The organism is Polaromonas sp. 39-63-25 (assembly GCF_002278925.1).
GTDB lineage: Bacteria > Pseudomonadota > Gammaproteobacteria > Burkholderiales > Burkholderiaceae_C > Polaromonas.
Map to the genome: position 1 here is coordinate 23982 of NZ_NCJH01000022.1, position 16512 is coordinate 40493.

Annotated in this window: 15 protein-coding genes; 12 read left to right on the forward strand and 3 right to left on the reverse strand. The window is 58.1% G+C overall.

The window, feature by feature from the left end; genetic code table 11:
* Positions 1–3 precede the first annotated feature (3 nt).
* The 6 genes from B7X65_RS19910 to B7X65_RS19935 all read left to right on the forward strand — a co-directional run bounded on the left by B7X65_RS19910 (position 4) and on the right by B7X65_RS19935 (position 7217).
* The gene (locus B7X65_RS19910; RefSeq protein ID WP_293596030.1) at positions 4–1290 is read left to right on the forward strand and encodes a TolC family protein; all 1287 of its coding nucleotides are present in this window, start codon (positions 4–6) and stop codon (positions 1288–1290) included.
* Complete coding sequence (locus tag B7X65_RS19915; protein WP_293596031.1) at positions 1287–2927, forward strand: efflux RND transporter periplasmic adaptor subunit; 1641 nt, start codon at positions 1287–1289, stop codon at positions 2925–2927. Before B7X65_RS19910 ends, B7X65_RS19915 begins: the two co-directional genes overlap by 4 nt.
* Positions 2924–6094, forward strand: a complete 3171-nt coding sequence (locus B7X65_RS19920; RefSeq protein ID WP_293596032.1) for an efflux RND transporter permease subunit — start codon at positions 2924–2926, stop codon at positions 6092–6094. Before B7X65_RS19915 ends, B7X65_RS19920 begins: the two co-directional genes overlap by 4 nt.
* Positions 6081–6461 (forward strand): hypothetical protein, encoded by a 381-nt coding sequence (locus B7X65_RS19925; protein WP_293596033.1) that lies wholly within the window; start codon positions 6081–6083, stop codon positions 6459–6461. The genes B7X65_RS19920 and B7X65_RS19925 overlap by 14 nt, the downstream gene beginning before the upstream one ends.
* Positions 6462–6524: 63 nt before the next feature.
* The gene (locus B7X65_RS19930) at positions 6525–6755 is read left to right on the forward strand and encodes a hypothetical protein (RefSeq protein WP_293596034.1); all 231 of its coding nucleotides are present in this window, start codon (positions 6525–6527) and stop codon (positions 6753–6755) included.
* A 213-nt stretch (positions 6756–6968) separates the two neighbouring features.
* A complete protein-coding gene (locus B7X65_RS19935) occupies positions 6969–7217 on the forward strand; it encodes a copper-binding protein (protein WP_293596035.1) in 249 nt (82 codons plus the stop codon).
* A 26-nt stretch (positions 7218–7243) separates the two neighbouring features.
* On the opposite strand, the gene B7X65_RS19940 is transcribed toward B7X65_RS19935, so the two are convergent.
* Genes B7X65_RS19940 through B7X65_RS19950 form a run of 3 tightly spaced genes read right to left on the reverse strand, consistent with a single transcriptional unit; the run spans position 7244 to position 8590 of the window.
* Complete coding sequence (locus B7X65_RS19940; RefSeq protein WP_293596036.1) at positions 7244–7747, reverse strand: arsenate reductase ArsC; 504 nt, start codon at positions 7745–7747, stop codon at positions 7244–7246.
* 13 nt (positions 7748–7760) lie between these two features.
* Positions 7761–8252: an ArsI/CadI family heavy metal resistance metalloenzyme gene (locus B7X65_RS19945; RefSeq protein WP_293596037.1), complete on the reverse strand. Its 492-nt coding sequence runs from the start codon at positions 8250–8252 to the stop codon at positions 7761–7763.
* Positions 8253–8263: 11 nt separating this feature from the next.
* Positions 8264–8590 (reverse strand): helix-turn-helix domain-containing protein, encoded by a 327-nt coding sequence (locus B7X65_RS19950; protein WP_293596038.1) that lies wholly within the window; start codon positions 8588–8590, stop codon positions 8264–8266.
* A gap of 381 nt (positions 8591–8971) precedes the next feature.
* Here B7X65_RS19950 and B7X65_RS19955 point away from each other — a divergent pair, with 381 nt between their 5' ends.
* The 6 genes from B7X65_RS19955 (at position 8972) to B7X65_RS19980 (ending at position 16493) form a co-directional block, all read left to right on the forward strand.
* Complete coding sequence (locus B7X65_RS19955; protein ID WP_293596039.1) at positions 8972–9307, forward strand: hypothetical protein; 336 nt, start codon at positions 8972–8974, stop codon at positions 9305–9307.
* A gap of 768 nt (positions 9308–10075) precedes the next feature.
* The gene (locus B7X65_RS19960; RefSeq protein ID WP_293596040.1) at positions 10076–10441 is read left to right on the forward strand and encodes a hypothetical protein; all 366 of its coding nucleotides are present in this window, start codon (positions 10076–10078) and stop codon (positions 10439–10441) included.
* A 95-nt stretch (positions 10442–10536) separates the two neighbouring features.
* The gene (locus B7X65_RS19965) at positions 10537–11823 is read left to right on the forward strand and encodes a TolC family protein (RefSeq protein WP_293596041.1); all 1287 of its coding nucleotides are present in this window, start codon (positions 10537–10539) and stop codon (positions 11821–11823) included.
* A gap of 10 nt (positions 11824–11833) precedes the next feature.
* On the forward strand, positions 11834–13021 hold the full coding sequence (locus tag B7X65_RS19970; protein ID WP_293596042.1) for an efflux RND transporter periplasmic adaptor subunit: 1188 nt from the start codon (positions 11834–11836) through the stop codon (positions 13019–13021).
* Between the two features lie 17 nt (positions 13022–13038).
* A complete protein-coding gene (locus B7X65_RS19975; protein ID WP_293596043.1) occupies positions 13039–16161 on the forward strand; it encodes a CusA/CzcA family heavy metal efflux RND transporter in 3123 nt (1040 codons plus the stop codon).
* Entirely contained in the window at positions 16158–16493 is a 336-nt protein-coding gene (locus B7X65_RS19980; protein ID WP_293596044.1) for a P-II family nitrogen regulator, read from the forward strand. Before B7X65_RS19975 ends, B7X65_RS19980 begins: the two co-directional genes overlap by 4 nt.
* Positions 16494–16512 lie beyond the last annotated feature (19 nt).

The following is a 16512-nucleotide window of genomic DNA, read 5'->3' on the forward strand; positions in this document are numbered from 1 at the left end:
TTTATGTTTATTCCCTTTCCGATTTATCGGACTGCCGCTGCCGCCTTGGTGGTGGCCATGGCGTCCGCGTCATGGGCCATTGACCCTTTGACCCTGATTGAGGCGCAGCGCATCGCCGTCGGCCGGTCTCAGCAATTGGTCGCCCAAGGCGCGCTGACCACCGCCGCTCGTGAACAGGCCGTGGCGGCCGACCAGTTGCCGGACCCGGTGCTCAAATTCGGCATCGACAACCTGCCGGCCAATGGTCCGGACCGCGGCAGCCTGACGCGCGACTTCATGACGCAGCGCCGCATTGGTCTTTCGCAGGAAATCACCCGCTCCGAGAAACGCCAACTGCGGTCGGAACGCTTTGAACGCGACGCACAGCGGGTGCAGGCGCAGCGGCAACTGACACTGGCGAACCTACAGCGCGACACGGCGCTGGCCTGGCTGGACCGTTACTACACCCAAGCCCAGCGTGAACTGTTGCTCCAGCAAATCGAGGAAACCCGGCTGCAGGTACAAGCGGCCGATAGCGCCTTTCGTACCGGCCGGGGCAGCCAGGCGGATGTGTTTGCCGCCCGCGCCGCTGTCATCGGACTGGAAGACCGCCTCAGCCAAATCGACCGGCAGGCGCGCGGTGCTGGCATTGCGCTCGCCCGCTGGATAGGTGCTCCAGACGCAGAGCGACCGTTTTCAGGTTCACCGCCCTGGCAAACCACACCGCTGCAGGGAAAAGTGTCGAGCGAGCACCTCAAGCAGCATCCGGATCTGCTGGCCCTGAGCGCAGAAGTCGATGCCGTGGAAACCGATGCCAAGCTGGCACAAGCCAACAAACAAGCCGACTGGAGCGTCGAGGCCAGCTACGCTCAGCGGGGTTCGGCTTACTCCAACATGGTTTCCATCGGGGTCTCCATCCCCCTCCAGTGGGACCAGAAGAACCGCCAAAACCGTGAACTGGCCGCGAAGCTGGCCATGGTTGACGAAGCCAAAGCGCGCTACGAGGACATGCTGCGCAGCCATGAAGCCGAGGTGCGTGGCTGGCTGAACGACTGGCAAACGGGTAAGGACCGGGTAGCCCGTTACCGCAGTGAGCTGATTCCCACCGCACGGCAGCGGACCGAGGCCACGCTCACGGCCTATCGCACCGGCAAGAGCGACCTGGCTGTGGCATTGGCCGCACGCCGTGATGAGATTGACACCCGAATGCAAGCCCTGACGCTAGAACTGGAAACCGCGCGGTCCTGGGCCCAGCTTAACTTCCTCGTCCCCGAACACAACATGCCGGCACCAGCCAAGGAACAGCCATGAACAAGAAATACCTTATAACCGCGCTGATCACCGCCGGCGTTCTCGGCGCCGCAGGTTATGGCCTGTACGCCCTGGGCATGAAAAACGGCAGCAGCATGGCTGCAGCCGCCCCACCGGGTGGCGCACCGTCGAGTCCAGCGGCCGCGTCCACAGCCGGACCCCAAAGCATCGCCGAAGGCGAAGACGCCACCCGCCGCCACATCAGCGCTGGCCTCAAGGCCGGCGATACCGATCCGGTCAGCGGCCGCAAGATCCTGTACTACCAGGACCCCATGGTGCCGGGGAACAAGTTCGACAAACCGGGTAAGTCGCCTTTTATGGACATGATGCTGGTGCCGGTCTATGCCGATGGCGATTCCGACCAGGGCAAGGTCACTGTCAGCCCGCGCGTCCAGCAGAACCTGGGCGTGCGTACCGCAGCCGTCACTGAGGGCACGCTGTCGCCTCAAGTCTCTGCGGTCGGCAGCATCGCATTTAACGAACGCGACCAAGCCATTGTCCAGGCCAGAGCGACCGGCTATGTCGAGCGCCTGTACGTGCGTGCCACACTGGACCGCGTCTCCAAGGGACAACCGCTGGTGGACCTGTACGTTCCAGACTGGGTTGCAGCGCAGGAGGAGTTTCTCGCCATCAAGCGTATGAAGGGCAATGATCTGGCCTCGCTGGTTGACGGTGCCCGGCAGCGCATGCGCCAGGCAGGCATGAGCGACGAACAGATTGGCCGGGTTGAGGCCAGTGGCAAGACGCAAGCCCGCATCACACTGACAGCACCGATTGGCGGGGTGGTGGTCGAGTTGCTGGCACGCGAAGGCATGACCGTGATGCCCGGCGCCACCATGTTCCGCATCAACGGTTTGTCCACTGTGTGGGCCAACGCAGAAGTACCGGAGAGTCAGGCGGCCTTGCTGCGACCAGGGGCGAAAGTGCAGGCGCGCAGCCCGGCAGCGCCTGGCACCACCTTTGACGGCAAGGTCCAGTCCATCCTGCCTGAGGTCAACCCGGCGACGCGCACGCTCAAGGCGCGGCTGGAGCTGGCCAACCCAGGCTCACACCTGGTGCCAGGGATGTTTGTGTCCATGCAGTTCATGGACATGCGGGCCGAGAAGGCCTTGCTGATCCCCACCGAAGCCGTGATCCAGACGGGCAAACGCACGGTGGTGATGCTGGCCGAGGAGAACGGCCGATTCCGGCCCGTCGATGTTGAAGCCGGCATTGAAAGCGGTGGCCAGACTGAAATCAAACGTGGCCTGCAAGCGGGGCAGCGTGTGGTGGTGTCATCGCAGTTTCTGATCGACTCGGAAGCCAGCCTCAAAGGGATTGAAGCGCGACTCAATGAGGCGCCCAAGCCAGTCGCAGCCAATACCGCGACGCGTCATGAAGGCGAAGCCAAGATCGAAGCCATCGGCAAGGACGCGATCACGCTATCACATGGGCCGATTCCCTCGCTCAAGTGGGGAGCCATGACCATGGAGTTCAAATCGCCGCCCGCCAAAGACCTGCCGCGCAACCTGGCAGCCGGCGACCAGGTGAGTTTTGAGTTCTACATGGACGCGGAGGGACTACCGCAGTTAACCCGGATCTCGCCCTCAAGTGCACCGTCTGCTGCCACACCGGCGGCCACAGGGAGTAAAAAGTGATCGCCCGGCTGATACGCTGGTCCATCGCCAACCGCTTTTTGGTGCTGTTGGCCACCCTCATGATCAGCGCCTGGGGCGTGTACTCGGTCATGCGGACGCCGCTGGACGCGCTACCTGACCTGTCCGATGTGCAGGTCATCATCCGCACCACCTATCCCGGTCAGGCGCCGCGCATCGTCGAAAACCAGGTCACCTACCCGCTGACCACGACCATGCTGTCGGTGCCCGGGGCCAAAACCGTACGCGGGTATTCATTCTTCGGTGACTCATTTGTCTACGTCCTGTTTGAAGACGGTACGGACCTCTATTGGGCTCGCTCCCGCGTGCTGGAGTACCTGAATCAGGTCCAGTCGCGTCTGCCGGCGGCAGCCAAAGCCTCGCTGGGGCCGGACGCCACCGGTGTGGGCTGGATTTACCAGTACGCCCTGATAGACCGCAGCGGCACCCAGGACGCCGGGCAACTACGCGCCTTGCAGGACTGGTTTCTCAAGTACGAACTCAAAACCGTGCCCAATGTGGCCGAGGTCGCATCCATAGGCGGCATGGTTCGGCAATATCAGATCGTGCTCGACCCAGACAAGCTGGCCGCCTATGCGATTCCGCATACCAAGGTGGTCGAAGCCATCCAGAAGGCCAACCAGGAAGCCGGCGGTTCGGTGCTGGAGCTTGGCGAGGCCGAATACATGGTGCGGGCCTCGGGCTATCTGCAAAGCCTGGACGATTTTCGTGCTGTACCGCTAATAACGACGCCTGGCGGCGTTTCGGTGCGCCTGGGTGACGTGGCACGCATCCAGATTGGCCCTGAAATGCGCCGCGGCATTGGTGAGCTCGACGGAGAAGGGGAAGCTGCCGGCGGCGTGATCATCATGCGTTCCGGCAAGAATGCCCTGGAAACCATCGCCGCCGTCAAGGCCAAGCTTCAGACCTTGCAGGCCAGCCTACCCAAGGGGGTGGAGATCGTGCCGACTTACGACCGCTCGGGACTGATCGAACGGGCCGTGGACAACCTCACGTACAAGCTGATGGAGGAATTCCTGGTCGTCGCGGTCGTGTGTTTCATCTTCCTGTTTCACCTGCGCTCGGCTTTCGTCGCCATCATTTCGTTGCCGCTGGGCATTCTGGTCGCCTTCATCGTGATGCACTACCAGGGGGTGAACGCGAACATCATGTCGCTGGGCGGCATCGCGATTGCGATCGGTGCCATGGTGGATGCCGCCGTGGTCATGATAGAGAACGCCCACAAGCATCTGGAGCATTGGGGACACGATCATCCTGGTGAAACGCTGCAAGGCGAGACGCGCTGGCGGGTCATCGGCGACGCGGCCGCCGAAGTCGGGCCGGCCCTGTTCTTCTCGCTGCTGATCATCACCTTGTCGTTTATCCCGGTGTTTACGCTGGAGGCGCAGGAGGGCCGCTTGTTCTCTCCGTTGGCGTTTACCAAGACCTATGCCATGGCAGCGGCGGCCGGACTGTCGGTGACCTTGATTCCCGTGCTCATGGGCTACCTGATCCGTGGCCGGATTCCCGATGAGAAGTCCAACCCCCTGAACCGCTTGCTGATCGCCATCTACCGGCCGATGCTGGAAGTGGTGCTGCGCGCGCCCAAGCTCACATTACTGGTTGCCGGCATCATTCTGGTGATCAGCCTCTGGCCGCTGCAGCATATCGGCGGGGAGTTCATGCCGAGGATGGACGAAGGTGATTTGCTCTACATGCCCTCCGCGTTACCAGGCTTGTCAGCCGGCAAGGCCAGTGAATTGCTGCAGCAGACTGACCGGCTGATCAAGACCGTGCCCGAAGTCGCCAGCGTGTACGGCAAGGCCGGCCGCGCCGAAACGGCGACCGACCCGGCGCCCATGGAGATGTTTGAAACCACCATCCAGTTCAAGCCAATGGACCAGTGGCGTCCGGGAATGACGCAGGACAAGCTGGTCGATGAACTGGATCGCATCGTCAAGGTTCCCGGTCTGTCCAATATCTGGGTGCCGCCCATCCGCAACCGCATCGACATGCTGGCTACCGGCATCAAGAGCCCGGTAGGCGTCAAGGTAGCCGGTACCGACTTGATCACGATAGACCGGCTGACCGGCGAGATCGAACGTGCGCTCAAAGATGTTCCCGGCGTGTCGAGCGCCTTGGCCGAGCGCTTGACCGGTGGGCGTTATGTGGACGTCAATATCAAGCGCGATGCAGCATCCCGTTATGGCCTGAACATTGCCGACGTGCAGTCGATCATTAGTTCGGCCGTGGGCGGCGAGAACATCGGCGAGACGGTCGAGGGCCTGCAGCGCTTCCCCATCAACATGCGTTACCCCAGAGAGTTGCGTGATTCTGTGGAGAAAGTGCGCAGCCTGCCCTTTGTGACGGAACGCGGCCAGCGCCTGGTGCTGTCGGACGTGGCTGATATCCGCATCACCGACGGCCCACCCATGCTGCGCAGCGAAAACGCTCGCCTCTCGGGCTGGGTCTACGTGGACATCCGCGGACGTGATCTGCGCTCGGCCGTGCAGGACATGCAAAAGGCCGTGGCGGACAAGGTCAAGCTGCCGCCGGGCTATTCGATCTCCTGGTCGGGTCAGTTCGAATTCCTGGAGCGTGCCACGGCCAAGCTCAAGGTTGTGGTGCCGTTCACGCTGCTGATCATCTTTGTCCTGCTGTACCTGACCTTCAAGCGCTTCGACGAGGCCCTGCTGATCTTGGCCACGCTGCCCTTTGCGCTGGTGGGGGGGATCTGGCTGCTCTACCTGCTGAGCTACAACCTGTCGGTCGCGGGCGCGGTTGGATTTATTGCGCTGGCCGGTGTCTCGGCGGAATTCGGCGTGATCATGCTGCTCTACCTGAAGTCTGCCTGGGACGATCGGCTGGAACAAGGGAAAACCAGTAACTCTGACTTGTTGGACGCCATTCGCGAAGGTGCGGTATTGCGCGTTCGGCCCAAGGCCATGACGGTGGCGGTCATTCTGGCCGGCCTGTTTCCCATCATGTGGGGCACAGGGACGGGCTCCGAGGTGATGCAGCGCATCGCCGCGCCCATGGTGGGCGGCATGATCACCGCGCCGCTGTTGTCGATGTTCGTGATTCCAGCGGTGTATCTGCTGATACGCCGGCCGCGCACGAGCCATACCCGACAGTGGTTCTTTTGGAGAAGGCATCGTGAAGCGGCCTGAACGCCAGCATCACCTCGATCAAGCGCTGCGACGCGCGCTCCTCATGGCGGCGCTTGTGCTGTTTGCGGCTGGGCTTGCGAACCCAGTCCAGGCCGCGAGCTTGACCATGAAAGCCGTGCCGGAGGTGACACAAGCTGGCGCACAAAAGAATCCGATGTCAGGTGCAATGAACGGCTTGCCTTGCGCGAGCTGCTACAAGGCCCCCGCACCAGCCGTGCATGGGTTCACTGGCGAGCAAGAGGAGCCCAAACAAGCTGTATGGCAGTTGCTGGCGCAGTCTTCTGCGTCAACGAAAAACCTCCTGGATCTGCCAAAGCGAGAGGGGGGCCTGCCTTTGCGCGTCGCGTACTGTTGCTGGCGCAATTAGTCACCAGCCGTGCGTCCCGCTCAATTACCCATCCAGTTCCTTTCCTTATCCAAGGAGACCATCATGAAATCCCTACTTATCGCCCTTGTTAGCGCCGCGACACTTGGCATCAGTTTGCCTGCCAGTGCTGCCCCAGACCAGGTCAAGGTCTGTCCGCCAAAAAAACTCGTATTGCAACTCGACCATGGCCCGCGCGCGCAGACAACGCCATATTTGAACAAACTGCGCAAAGAGCGTTATGAGGCCGAAGTCAAGGCCTGCAAAGATGCCGCCAAAGAAACCAGTACCACGTAACTTTTGAGATGGGATTGGTCACGCTCCTTCCGTCATGCACTGCACGAAGATGCAGCCCATGACGGATTTATCTCGCCGGACAACCGGATTTAACCATTACACCTCTTGCAAGAGGAGTTTTTCATGAAAAAAATCGCAATCGCTTCTCTCGTTTAAGTCGCCGCATCCGCCGCGTTCGCTCAGTCGAAAATGGGCGATATGAAGAGCATGGACATGGCCAAGAAACCCGCTGCCAACGCCCAGACCACGCATGAGGCCAACGGGACGATCAGGAAGATCAATGCCAAGACAGGCTACGTCCTGATCGTCCATGGGCCAGTGAACAGCCTGAACTGGCCGCCGATGACCATGAGTTTTAAGGTCAAGGACAAGGATCTGCTCGCCAAATTGGCCGTGGACAAGAAGGTTGACTTTGGGTTCGTCAAAGAAGGCGACGATTACGTCATGACGACAGTGAAATAATTCCCAGACGCTCGTTCGTCAACTCTTCAGGACTTGGCGATATCCCTGGCCTTGGTTTGCAGCATCAGCTTGTCCACACCCGCAGCTGGCAAGTTCACTAGCAGGTCCAGGCGCCGACGAATAGCGTGCAGAGTCTGCCGAAAAGCTTCCAGCTTCTGGTCATCCGTGCCCGACGTCTCGGACGGATCAGCGTAGCCCCAGTGCGCCGTCGCCGGTTGGCCAGGCCAATAGGGGCACACCTCGCCGGCAGCGTTGTCGCAGACCGTGATGACCAGGTCCATGTGCGGTGCATCCAGCTTGCCGAACTCGTCCCAGCTCTTGCTGCGAAGACCTTCGGTCGAAATACCGGCCTTCTCAAGAATCTTTAGCGCCAGAGGATTCGGTTGCTGATTTTCACGCGGGTTGCTGCCTGCAGAAAAGGCCTTGAAGCGGCCTTTCCCCAGGTGGTTCAACGTCGCCTCAGCAAGAATGCTGCGCGCCGAATTGTGCGTGCAGAGAAACAAAACGTTGATAGATTTCACAGTGCTCATAGGGCGCATCCAATTAGCCGCAGGACTTGCCGGCGCCAACGCCGGGGCGTGCGTTGACAAACGGGACGGGCGCTGCAGTGAGCTCACCCACGCAGCAGGCTCCGGCTGCAGCATCGTCCGTTGCCCGGCTCTCGCCATAGACAGGAATCGAGTCCAGCGTATGGAACTGCTCCCACGCAATGCCCTGGGGATCCGTCACCCAGTATTTCTCGCTTCGCGCATAGCAGCAGCTGGTAGCGCCTTCGTCAAGAATCCCCATGTCGGCCTTAGCGGCACAGCTGCGCAAAACCTTCAGGTCGTCCGTGTTGTCCACCTGGATACCCAGGTGATCAACACCTGCAGCATTGCCTCGCGTCGAAATCGCGAAATTCACCGGAGGATCGGTCAGCATCCATTTCGCATAGTCGGTCTCGGTGCGTGCCGGTTGCTGATCGAACATCGCCGAATAGAAGGCGATGTTTCTCGGGAGGTCATCCACGTGAACGTGGACATGAAAGCGTTTCATGCTGGTTCCTTTCAACAGTTAACACAAGAGGCGGAGTCAACAACCTCACAAGCCGCGCCTTGGCAGCAATGCTCGGTCAGGTAGCCCAGGAGGGCATTCATTTGGGCGAAGTTCGCCCGATAAATCAGATTGCGGCCACGTTGCTCAACGCTCACCAAGTCGGCATGCGACAGTTCCTTGAGGTGGAACGAGAGCGCATTGCCTGGCACGTTAAGTTGTTCGGCAATGGCTCCTGGGGTTAGCCCTGCAGGTCCGGCCACCACCAAGGCGCGGAATGTCCGCACACGTTGGGTCTGGGCCAGGGCGGCCAGGGAATTGATTGCGTCTAGCTCTTCCATAGATCAATAGTACAACTATTGTTGAAGTATTGAAATATCCATGTTTTGAATGAGGTCCAGTCTCAAGGGCACACGCCAATTCGGCGCTGAATTGATGCATCGAGGTCAGGGGAGGTGTCACGGCTCAGCGGTCGCGAGGTGGATGCTTGAGACGGCGCCCGGCGCGCTTACCGGCAGCGACAGCGGTAAATGCACGTTCGCCTAAAGCCAAATCGGGAGCGGCTACCATGTGTGCCAAGACTTACCCATGTCTACCATTGAGCCTGCAATGATGTGCCTGACCGGGCAGTCCTGCCAGTGGGAAGTTTCCATGCGTACCCGAACCAATAAGCGCCGCATTTCCACATTGTTTGATCGCCGTTTTCACGGAAGGCTCTTGTGGTGATCCGTCGAGGAACAAGCTTGGCTGGATGTTGCCCCTGTAGGTATCAGCACGACGATCGGCTGGCCCAGGCGAAGGCAACCCTGAGCCCAGACCTGCATTTATTTGAGCTGCTAGCACGCAAGAGGGAATTCGACGTTGAGCACATGGAGGCGGCCCTGGAGGCCGACGCGGAGCTTTTCGTGACAGTTGACCGCTCCACCATCCTCCACCGCTACCGAGCAGTGCGCGAGCAATTCCGCCGTGATGCAGTGATCACCCGTGCCATCGACCTCTCGGTCACGCCAGGTGAAGCGCTGGGGAGAGTCAAATTGTGGAACCTGGACCGGCACTGACCACCGGAGAGGGTTTTACGGGTTGTGACAGATTCCCGCTGCGTGGTGGCCAAGGTTGGCCGGAACGTTTTTCGATCGTAAGGTCATCGATGGATCCGAGCTTGTCGCCGTTATTCGTTGACCACCTTGCTGAGGTTGACCACTCATAGACCCAGGTTTTCCGCCAGCCATTTTTTACCAACTCGATCCGTCCCTATGGGGAACTCTCGTTGAACTTTGCTGATTGGATCAGGCTACCTGTCAACCCTCATGGTGGGCATCAGGAAAATGCGCATGGCTGTGCGCAATGCGACTGTGGATCCGCGACCATGTGGATGGCGGTCTTTGCCGATATGGGTGCAAGCCTGCTGGTTGTCGGCAATGGCCTTCGTTTGCTGCGCGGTGCGAAAAATTCCGCCACCACTCCCAAAACATAAATCTACAGGATGAACCAGCCCACCATTCCAGCCATGCGTGAAACTATTCTGGCCACCCTCAAATTAGCGACGTTGGTCGCTTGACCTGCGCCGCAAATGACTTTGGGTGTGAACACGTTTTCTCAAGATACCTGGATGCACACGACCGACCGGGAGACTGATAGCTGGCTATTAGCACAAGCGGCAAATGCACCAATGTCGTTAGTGCTGCCGTCGCGGCTATGGAACGAAGTCTGACCGTGATTGCATTAACGAGCCAAGAGATGTCGCAGCCCGCTGGAGTTGATTGAGCGGCTTTTTCCAGAAAACTATACCGTAATGACCACACCTGCAAGTCCCTGAAACATTTGCCTTGTACACTCTCATCGTGCGCCGTTATCTGATCATTTTCTTCATCGTATTTCTGCCGCTCCAGTTCGCCTGGGGCGCTGCGGCAAGGTATTGCGTGCACGAAAATATCGACAAGACGAGCCATTTTGGTCATCACGCACACGTGCATACGGTTTCAATACCCGAGAGTGCCTTGACGGGTGCGTTGGGCGGGACGGACGACCCGGATTGCAACTACTGCCACATAGGATGCGCTCAGCCGCTTCCCGGGAATGCCTTGAGTGTTCCTGTTGCGTCGCCAGCGGTTTTCGAACCACCCGATCCCTTGCCGACCCAGTTCAGGGTGCCGGACGTCATCGAACGACCTAATTGGACCCTCGCCGCTTAGTCCGGCGAGAACGCTCCTTTTCTTTTTAGCTGCCCTTCGGTAGCTGGCTTCTCGCCGGATTCTCCCCCCTTGGTTTTCGCAACTAGGAGAATTCGATGCGACCGAAAACGCTGGCGCTTGCCTGCACACTGTTTTTTTTATCGGTACCTGCCTTTGCGCAGGCACCCAGCCCTGCAGAGGTTAGTACGCCCAAGCTCGCGCCGCTGACACTGCAGGAGGCCTTAGTACGGGCTGCCCAGGCCAATCCCGCATTGCGGGCAAAGCAGGCGGAGCTCGCGGCAGCAGAAGGTTTCAATAGCGATGCGAGATCACTGCTATTCAACAACCCTCAGCTCGCCATTGACAAGACGCGACGGCTCGTGCCCCAAGCGGGCATGAATCCTGAACGTCGCAACGAGTGGACTGGCGGAGTCTCCCAGACTTTTGAAACGGGGGGTCAGGGAGGCTTCAGGCGCGAGACCGCCTCGTCTGCGCTGGATGCGTTGCGTTACGAGATTGTCGATGCGCAGCGGCAAATTCGAAGTGATATCTCCACGCGCTTTTACAGGGTGCTGGCACTTCAGCAACGTGTTGAGCTGGAAAGCCAGGCGCTCAAATTATTCGATGATGCCGCCGCCGCTGTACAAAAGCGACGTACCGCGGGCGAGGACACCAAGCTTGATGCCAATGTTGCGCTCGTGGAGGCCGAGCGCGCGCGTAATCAGCTTGCTCTGGCGCGGGAACAGCTTAACGAAGAGCGTAACGATTTGGCGGCGCGCCTGCAGCTTGTGGGCCCGGCGCTGCCGCTGGCTCAGGGCGAACTGATGCCAGCGCCTATTGGGTTTGTATTGAACGATCTGCTTGGCAGTCTCGACGCACAGCCGCGTCTTCTTGCTTTTTCAGCCCGTGAAAAAAGCGCAAACGCAAGATACCGCCTGGAACGTGCAAGTGTAAGTCCCGACGTGACGGTGGGATTGAATGTAGGCCGTGAAGGTCCAGGCAGCGCACGCGAAAGGCTCACCACTATTTCCGTTTCGATCCCATTGCCGCTTTTTAAACGCAATGCCACTGGCATTGGTCAAGCGTCTACCGCTGCAACCCAAGCGCAAATTGATAGGGAGGCCGCGCAGCGCGACATCAAAGCCAATATCTTGTCGCTTTGGACAAGGCTGACAAGCCAAGAGCAACGCGTGCGTCGGCTTCAGGACGTCGTCTTGCCGGCGCTGACCGACAACCTAAGTCTTTCTGTCAAATCCCGCCAGGCGGGGCAGATCGGTTTGCTTGAACTAATCGTCGTCAACCGCCAAGCACTCGATGCGCGCCGTGACTTGATCGAGGCCCTTACCGAATACCACAGTACCCGTGCCGCGATTGAGTTCGAAGCGGGTTGGTCCAAAGAATGAGAGATTCATCATGAACAACACAAAATTCAAATTTTCCACGTCACGCCGTGTCGTCGGTATTTCATCCGTTCTTGCGATATTGCTTATGCTGGGTGGTTGTGGAGACAAGTCTGCAAAGGGTGTGGAACCAGCCAAGCAGGAGGCCAAGGCAGAATCCGGCAAAGAAGAAAAAGGCCTGAAACTAACGGCAGAGGAACAGGAACGGGCTGGGATCAAGCTTGAAGAAGTGAGCTCACGTACTTTCGAAGACTCGGTAAGCGTCACAGCGACCATTCGCCCCAATCAAGATCGAATTGCCAAGATTTCACCCCGGGTGGAGGGCCGGATCGTTAGCGTGTCCGCCAATCTGGGTGACACGGTTCGCGCGGGGCAGGCCCTGGCTGTTATGGACAGTCTGGCAATTGGCGAAGCGCAATCGACTCTGCTGCGTGCGCAGTCTTCCGAACGTGTTGCACAGGCTGACTTCAAGCGTGCCGAGTCACTTAGCGCAGAGGAAATCATTCCACAGAAGGAGTTGCTCAGGGCGCGTGGTGAACTGGAACGGGCCAGTGCGGAATCACGGGCGGCGCGTGACCGATTGCGCCTGCTTGGAGGATCCGCCAGTGCTAGCGGACACGCACAATCCACCTTTGCGTTAACGTCGCCGTTTGCCGGCACAGTCATCCAGAAAAAGGCCACGATCGGTGAACTGGGATCCCCTTCGGATGCCATTTTTACCATCGCAGATTTATCCAAGGTTTGGATTGAGGCAAATCTCACCGACCAGTTGGTCTCGAAAGTCAAGACAGGTGCGGCGGCGATAGTGACGGTGGGGGCCTATCCTGGCGAGCACTTTAACGGCCGGGTTGCTTATATTGCCAACGTACTGGACAAGGATAGCCGCACCATAGCAGCACGCATCGAAGTGCCTAACAAGGACGGTCGGCTCAAGCCTGAAATGTTCGCCAGCGCCAGCATTGCAACCGGAGGGCAACTAGAAGCCATCTCGGTCCCGGACACCGCAATAGTTTTGCTTCAAGGTCAACCGACTGTTTTCGTAAATGAGCAGGGTAGCTTTGAGTCTCGTGCAGTAGAGACAGGAGAAAAATTGGGGGGGCGTACGGTGATCACATCCGGCCTCAAGACGAAAGAACAGGTGGTGGCAACTGGCGCCTATGCGCTCAAAGCTCGCCTGTTGAAATCGCAAATCGGTGGATAAGGCAAGGAACCATCATCATGCTCAATGCCATTGTCGATGCTTCGCTGCGTTACAAAGTTCTGGTTCTTGTCGCTTTTGCCGTAATTGTCGGCCTGGGTGTTCAAGCCTTTCGCACCGTACCGGTAGATGCCTTTCCAGACGTCACGCCCATTCAGGTCAACGTATACACAGAATCGCCTGGTCTTGCCGCCGAAGATGTCGAAAGGCTGCTGACCACGCCTATTGAGGGGGCCATGGCGGGATTGCCTGGGGTCGAAGAGGTTCGCTCGATTTCGTTGTTTGGTCTGTCTTACGTTGGTGTCTACTTTAAGGACAACGTTGACATTTACTTTGCACGCCGACTTGTGGGTGAGAAGCTGCAGGAAGCCAAAGGTCGCCTACCGCAAGGCTATGGGGAGCCCGTGCTGGGGCCCAACAGCTCAGGCTTGGGGCAAGTGTTCTGGTACACCATTGAATCGGCCGATAAAAAGCTGAGCATCATGGATTTGCGCACGCTGCACGACTGGACGGTTCGCTTGATCATGCGTACTGCGCCCGGCGTGGACGACGTTATTTCTTTCGGTGGAGATCAGAAACAATTTCAGGTGCAGATCGATCCAAACAAGTTGATCAAGTATGGGCTGACCTTCAAGCAGGTCATGGAACGACTTGCTGCTAACAATAAGCAGGTAGGCGGGCAATCAATCAACTTGGGCCCCGAACAATATTTGGTTAGAGGGCTGGGCCTCGTGACGGGGTCGGCCGACATTGCGAGTATCGTTGTTGCTGAGCGAAACGGTGCGCCTATTTTTGTTCGCGATGTCGCGGAGGTCAAGGAAGCCGCCACCCCGCGTTTCGGTGCCGTCACCCGCGACGGGAAGGAGGCCGTTCTTGGTATTGCCTTGTCGCGAGTCAATGAAAATGCGAAGAGTGTCGTAGACGCAGTGAAGGCCAAGATGGCCCTTGCGCAGGCGGCGTTGCCAAAAGGTGTGTCGCTGGTCCCCGTCTACGACCGTACCGATCTGGTCGAAAAAGCATTGAAGACGGCTGAAAGCTCCCTGGTGGAAGGCGCAATATTGGTCGCCATTATTTTGTTTTTGTTTTTGGGAGATTTTCGTTCGGCCATCGTCGTCATTGTGACCTTGCCGATGGCCATGCTGATTGCATTCATCCTCATGCAGCAGTTTGGGGTAACGGCCAACCTGATGTCGCTGGCGGGATTGGCTATTGGCACGGGAATGATGGTTGACGGCGCCATAGTGATGGTCGAAAACGCATTCCGGCTATTGGCTCATGCCAAGGAGTCTGGCAAGCCCATCAAAAAGACGCATCTGATTTTGGAAGCGGCGCGAGAGGTGATGAACCCCATCGCATTCGCCATCCTGATCATCATTGTCGTCTTCATGCCTCTTTTTTCCCTAACGGGCCTGGAGGGAAAACTTTTCAAGCCCATGGCCTTCACTATTACTTTTGCGATGGCCGGCTCCTTGTTGCTGTCAATGACGCTGGTGCCTGTCCTGGCCGCGCTGATTCTCAAGCCGAAGGAAGAGAAAGATACGTTCGTCGTACGTTGGGCCAAAAAGTCCTACCTGCCCTTGCTCGACTGGGCGCTTGAACGAAAGAAGCTCGTTATCTCCATTGCGTTGGCACTGCTTGTGGCATCTCTGGCACTGTTCCCATTTCTGGGCAAGGAATTCATGCCACAACTGCAGGAGGGAACCATTCTTTTGCGCGTGACCGGCATTCCATCGGCTTCGCTCGATGAATCTATCAGGGTCTCGAATGTCATTAGCGTTGAACTGAAGAAACAGTTTCCGCAAGTCGACTCGGTGCTCTCAACGATTGGGCGCGCGGAGGGAGGCGAGACCACCGACGTGAATTCCATGGAGGTACTTGTGGCGACCAAGAATCAGTCCGAGTGGCCGGAAAAAATCTCGTACCCAACGCTTGCCCATGAGATGCAGGAGGCCTTGGAAAAAGTTATTCCCACGGCTGTTATCGCTGCGACACAGCCCATTCAGTCGCGTGTTGAAGAATTGATATCAGGTGTCAGAGCGACTCTCGCTCTTAAGCTTTACGGCCCCGACCTGGCGACGCTGGATCGGCTTACCGCGCAGTTGCAAGGGGTGCTGGGCGAAGTGTCCGGGGTGGCCGATTTGTCAGCCGAGGCCAATAAGGGAAAGCCTCAGTTGGTAATCAAAGTCAATCGCGAAGCGGCCGCCCGTTATGGCATCAATGCTGATGAAATTCTGGAGATTGTCAAAGCAGGCATCGGGGGGGAAGCGGTTTCCACGCTGATTGATGGAACCAAACGGTTTGATATTTCGGTTCGGCTTTCTGATGGCTTCCGCGCTGACCCGGCATCGATTGCGGCAATTCCTATCCGCACCACTGGCGGCGCACTGGTTCCGTTCTCGCAGGTAGCGGCGATTGAGCTGGACGAGGGGTATTCGTTTGTTCGCCGGGAGTCTTTGCAGCGATATTCAGTTCTTCAGATGGACGTCAAGGGCCGTGACGTTGACAGCTTTGTGAAGGAGGCTGACGCCAAGATTGCAGAGCAGGTCAAATTGCCGACAGGCTACTACTACCAGTGGGGCGGTGCGTTTGAGAACCAGCAGCGCGCCATGGCTCGCCTGGCTGTGATCGTGCCTTTGACCATCGGGCTGATCTTCATGTTGCTGTATACGGCATTTAATTCCGTAAGGCATGCGACGCTCATCATTGCGAACGTTCCGTTTGCCATCATTGGCGGGATAGTCGGACTGTTTATCACAGGGCAATACCTGTCGGTTCCTTCTGCTATTGGCTTCATCGCTGTCTTCGGGGTGGCCATGCTCAACGGCATTGTGATGGTGACATTCCTAAATGATCAGCGCGGGCAAGGTCTGTCTATTAGGGATGCCGTGCGTCGGGGGGCAGAACTACGCTTGAGACCAGTCTTGATGACCGCTTCCGTGGCCATTTTGGGTCTCGTCCCAATGCTTCTGTCTACAGGCGTCGGCGCAGAAACTCAGCGGCCACTTGCAACCGTAGTGGTAGGGGGCCTCTTTACTTCGACCGCATTGACTTTACTGTTGCTGCCACTCTTCTATGAGTGGGCCGAACTGCGCGCTGAGCGTCGTAGCCAAAACCAATCCGAAAATGAGGAAGGCACATCATGAAAGAAATCAAGGCATACATACACAGCAATCGAGTAGCCGAGGTCATCAGCGCACTCAAAAGTTCAGTTGCGTGGACGAGCGTTGGAGACGACGAACACAACTTGACAGCTTATATGGTCAAGGGTTCGTTGGTTCCCCTAGACGAGGGCGAACGACGTTTCTCGGTCGAGCTTGGAGATGAAGTCATCAATGAATACAAGCTTGAGCTTCATTGTTCGGAAGACCATGTCGATGAGTTGGTAAAAATCATCGTTGCTTCCGCTCGAACAGGACGCCCCAATTCTGGTTGGGTGTACGTCATGGACGTGGTGTCAGCAGTTCCCGTCGTCTGAGCGTTCACCAGAAAATCAA